The organism is Flavobacterium sp. FlaQc-28 (assembly GCF_044007415.1).
In the GTDB taxonomy this organism is placed as follows: domain Bacteria; phylum Bacteroidota; class Bacteroidia; order Flavobacteriales; family Flavobacteriaceae; genus Flavobacterium.
Genome location: NZ_JBIPCM010000035.1, coordinates 1 through 255 on the forward strand (window position 1 = coordinate 1; position 255 = coordinate 255).

The 255-nt window shown below is 40.0% G+C and carries 1 protein-coding gene; it reads right to left on the reverse strand.

Annotation, left to right across the window (positions count from 1 at the left end; all coding sequences use genetic code 11):
• Positions 1-255, reverse strand: a 255-nt coding sequence (locus ACHRVL_RS23070) for a hypothetical protein (RefSeq protein WP_395415601.1), incomplete at both ends; no start/stop codon positions are given.

Sequence of the window (255 nt, forward strand, 5' to 3'; positions counted from 1 at the left end):
CACCGGCATTTAGTTCACCCGCATTTGCTGGACCAGCATAACTTCCATCGCCATTAAAATCGATCCATTCCCAAAGACTGTAATCTATGGCACCCTCTGCGTCTGGGATGTTTTTAGTTACAACACCTTCATTATTAGCATCATACCATTCGTCTTGTACACCATTTCCATTAACATCATACCAAACATAGTCTCCTAAGACAGGAAGTGTTGATTTTCCGTATTCAAAGTTATGAACTTGGAATTCACATTCTT